Source organism: Streptomyces aureus (assembly GCF_001418135.1).
GTDB classification, from domain to species: Bacteria; Actinomycetota; Actinomycetes; order Streptomycetales; family Streptomycetaceae; genus Streptomyces; species Streptomyces aureus_A.
The window spans coordinates 1-3,819 of record NZ_LIPQ01000151.1; the positions used below are offsets into that span (position 1 = coordinate 1).

At 73.5% G+C, this 3,819-nt stretch carries 3 protein-coding genes; all 3 read right to left on the reverse strand.

Going from position 1 to position 3,819, the window contains the following annotated elements; translation table 11 throughout:
* Nucleotides 1-30: 30 nt before the first annotated feature.
* Entirely contained in the window at nucleotides 31-1,179 is a 1,149-nt protein-coding gene (locus AOK00_RS14500; RefSeq protein WP_055600724.1) for a uroporphyrinogen-III synthase, read from the reverse strand.
* Nucleotides 1,180-1,263: 84 nt separating this feature from the next.
* Nucleotides 1,264-2,631: a nitrate/nitrite transporter gene (locus tag AOK00_RS14505; protein ID WP_055600725.1), complete on the reverse strand. Its 1,368-nt coding sequence runs from the start codon at nucleotides 2,629-2,631 to the stop codon at nucleotides 1,264-1,266.
* Between the two features lie 248 nt (nucleotides 2,632-2,879).
* Nucleotides 2,880-3,819 (reverse strand): LysR family transcriptional regulator (locus AOK00_RS14510; protein WP_055600726.1); only part of this gene is annotated, 940 nt, incomplete at its 5' end.

The following is a 3,819-nucleotide window of genomic DNA, read 5'->3' on the forward strand; positions in this document are numbered from 1 at the left end:
GCGGGCGCAGGGGGGAGCGAGGAGCCGGAGCTAGTCGTCGTACTTCGCGTCCGCCGCCGCGTCCAGCGCCAGCCGATACCCCCGCTTCACCACCGTCTGGATCAGCTTCGGGGCGCCGAGGGACGTGCGGAGGCGGGCCATCGCCGTCTCGACGGCGTGCTCGTCACGACCCGCGCCGGGCAGCGCCCGCAGCAGGTCGGCGCGGGAGACCACCCAGCCGGGACGGCGGGCGAGGAGCCGGAGGAGGGCCATTCCGGCGGGCGGTACGGGCCGCAGGGCGCCGTCGACGAGGACGGCGTGCCCGCGGACCTCGACGCGGCGGCCCGCGACCGGCAGGACCTGGGAACGGGCGGGCAGTTCCCTGCAGAGCAGCTGGACCAGCGGGCCGAGCCGGAAGCGTTCGGGCTGGTACGTGTCGATGCCCTCCGCCTGGAGCGGCAGCGCCGTGACGGGGCCGACGCAGACGGCGAGCACCTCGTGCCGCAGCGCCTCGACGAGCCGGTCCCGCAGGCCCCTCTCCGCGGCCCGGGAGAAGAGGGAGACGGCGGCGGGGGCACTGGTGAAGGTGACGGCGTCCACGGTGCCGGCGAGGGTCGCGTCGAGGAGCCGGTCGAGCGGCCCGATGTCCTCCGGCGGCATCCAGCGGTAGACGGGGACGCCGACGACCTCCGCGCCGCCGGCCGTGAGCGCCTCCACGAAGCCGGGCAGCGGCTCCCCGTGCAGCTGGAGGGCGATCCGCCGGCCCGCCACGCCCTCGGCGAGGAGCCGGTCGAGGACCTCGGCCATGGACTCCGAGCCGGGCGACCAGGACTCGGTGAGTCCGGCGGCGCGTACGGCTCCCTTGACCTTGGGTCCCCGGGCGAGGAGCTCGACGTCCCGCAGGACGGCGAGGAGCTCCTCCCCGCAGCCCCAGCCCTCCGCCGCCTCGACCCAGCCCCGGAAGCCGATCGCCGTCGTGGCGACGACGACGTCCGGGGCGTGGCCGATGAGTTCCTTGGTGGCGGCGAGGAGTTCGGTGTCGTCCGCCAGGGGCACGATCCGCAGGGCGGGTCCGTGGACGACGGCGGCGCCGCGCCGGCGCAGCAACGCGATGAGTTCGTCCGCGCGCCGCGCCGCGGTGACGCCGACCGTGAAGCCGTTGAGGGGGCCGGCGGGGCCGTGTTCTTGCTGCTCGTCCATGAGGTCAGAGCCTGACGGGGACGCGTGACGGTCTCGGTTCGCCCGTATTTCCTGATCGTTACGGTCCGCGCCGGGCATCGGACGTCACACCTTCGCGTAGCCGGGCCGGGACTCCGGCTCGGTGACGTCCCCGGCGTTCTCCGGGACCGTGGCGGGGACCGCGACCGGAGCGCGAAGGTATACCGCCCAGGTGACGACCATGCAGGCCGCGTAGAAGGCCAGGAAGGCGACGAAGGCCGCCGTGCCGGTGCCTGAGGTCTGGAAGGACTGGCGGAAGGCGAGGTTGATGCCGAGGCCGCCGAGCGCGCCGACCGCTCCGATGAGGCCCATGGCGGCGCCGGAGAGGCGGCGTCCGTAGGCCTCGGCGGCCTCTCCGGCGAGGCCCTTGCGGTGCCCCTGGGCGAGGAAGATCGCCGGGATCATCTTGTACGTGGAGCCGTTGCCGAGACCGCTGAGGACGAAGAGGCCGATGAAGCCGACGAGGAAGACGGTGAGGGACTCGATCACGGAGGCGTAGATGACGACACCGGTCGCGAGGGCCATCGCGGCGAAGGTCCCCAGGGTGATGCGGGCGCCGCCGTGCCGGTCGGCGAGGGAGCCGCCGATCGGCCGGATGAGGGAGCCGAGCAGCGGGCCGATGAAGGTGAGCGAGGCGGCCTGGAGCGGGGTGCGGCCGAACTGGGTCTGGAGCACGAGGCCGAAGGCGAAGCTGTAGCCGATGAAGGAGCCGAAGGTGCCGATGTACAGGAAGGCCATGATCCAGGTGTGGCGGGCCCGGACGGCCTCCTTCGCGGCGCCGGTGTCGTTCTTCACGGGCGCGAGGTTGTCCATGAAGAGCGCGGCGCACACGGCGGCGACGACGATCAGCGGCAGGTAGACGCCGAGCACGATCCTCGGGTGCATCGCACCAGCCGTACCGATGACGAGGAGGCCGACGAGCTGGACGACGGGGACGCCGATGTTGCCGCCGCCCGCGTTGAGTCCGAGCGCCCAGCCCTTCTTCCGCAGCGGGAAGAAGGCGTTGATGTTGGTCATCGAGGAGGCGAAGTTGCCGCCGCCGACGCCGGTGAGGGCCGCCACCAGGACGAAGGTGGTGTACGAGGTCCCGGGCTCCATCACGGCGAAGGCGAAGCCGGTGGGCAGCAGGAGCATCAGGGCGCTGAGGACCGTCCAGTTCCGGCCGCCGAAGCGGGCGACGGCGAAGGTGTACGGGATGCGGATCAGCGCGCCGACGAACGTCGCGGTCGCGATCAGGAAGAACTTGCCCGCCGGGTCGACGCCGTACTGCGGTCCCATGAAGAGCACCATGACCGACCACAGGCTCCAGATGGAGAAGCCGATGTGCTCGGAGATCACGGAGTAGAGCAGGTTGCGCCGCGCGATCCGCTCCCCCTTCTCGCGCCAGAAGGTCTCGTCCTCCGGCTCCCACTGCTCGATCCACCGGCCGCCCATGTCGTACCTCCGCGGGTGTCGGGTCCTGGGGCGTCCACAGCCCCGGTCCACCTGTCCCCGACGCTAGGGAGGTCGCGTTTCGGCCCGGTGCCGCGAGGTGACGGCAACGGAACCTTGCTCTCACCCGGAGCGCGAGGCCTCTGTGAGCGCCGGTGCGCGCCCCGCACGCGCTTCGGCCCTCCCTCGGCGCCCCCTCAGGCACCCGGCGCCCCCTCGGGCGCCCGGCAGCACGGGCCCCCGGCAGCCCCTCAGGCGCCGGGCAGCCCCGGCGCCCGCTCCGGCAGCCCCGGCTCCCCCTCCGGCAGCCAGGACCCGGCCGGGCGGTCGTGCCAGCCCTCCCTGGCACCGATCTCGGCAGCCGCGGTCCGCAGCGCGTCCAGACCGGGATGGCGCAGCCCCTTGCGCCACACCAGGCTCACGGGCGACAGGGGTACGGGGTCGACGAGCGGCCGCAGCACACAGCCCGGCATGGGCGGGAAGTCGACGACGGCGAGCACCGGATTGCGGTGCTTGGCCATGATGCGGTGGAACTCCTCCTTGCCGACGGCGAGCGGCGCGGGCGGGGCGATCTCGATGCCGCGCCCGGCGAAGAGCCGGGCGGCGAGGTCGGTCCACTCGGGTGTGCGGTCGTTCCCCGCGCCCGCGTAGATCCGTTCCCCGGCGAGAGCGGCGAGCGGCACCTCGGCCAGACCGGCGAGCGGATGGTCGTCGGGGAGGACCACGGCCATCCGCTCGTACCGCACGAACTGGGAGTCGAGCCGCGCCCGCAGCCCGGCGTCGAGGCCGCCGTACCGGCCGAAGGAGGTGTCGAGCCGCCCGGCGAGCATCTCCCGCGCGGCGCCGGTGAGTCCACTCTCGTAGCGGGCCATCAACTCCTGGTCCGGGGCGAGTTCACGGGCCCGGCGCAGCACGTTCTCGGGGGCGAGTCCGGGGCTGTTGAGGTCGACGAGGAGCGGCCGGGGCGCGGCCCGGAAGGCCTCGGTCAGCTCGTCGTGCGCGGCCAACACCCGGAGCGCGTACGGGAGGAGGCGCTCGCCGTCAGGAGTGAGGGAGACCTGCCGGGTGGTCCGTACGAAGAGCTCGGCGCCCACTTCGCGCTCCAGGCGCCGGATGTCACGGCTGAGTGCCTGCTGGGCGACGTAGCGGCGGGCGGCGGCGCGGGTGAAGTGCAGCTCCTCGGCGACGGCG

What these genes read in the sequence shown, in the direction of transcription:
- AOK00_RS14500 (WP_055600724.1), bottom strand. Translation starts at nt 1,179, where the DNA reads ATGGACGAGCAGCAAGAACACGGCCCCGCCGGCCCCCTCAACGGCTTC.
- AOK00_RS14505 (WP_055600725.1), bottom strand. Translation starts at nt 2,631, where the DNA reads ATGGGCGGCCGGTGGATCGAGCAGTGGGAGCCGGAGGACGAGACCTTC.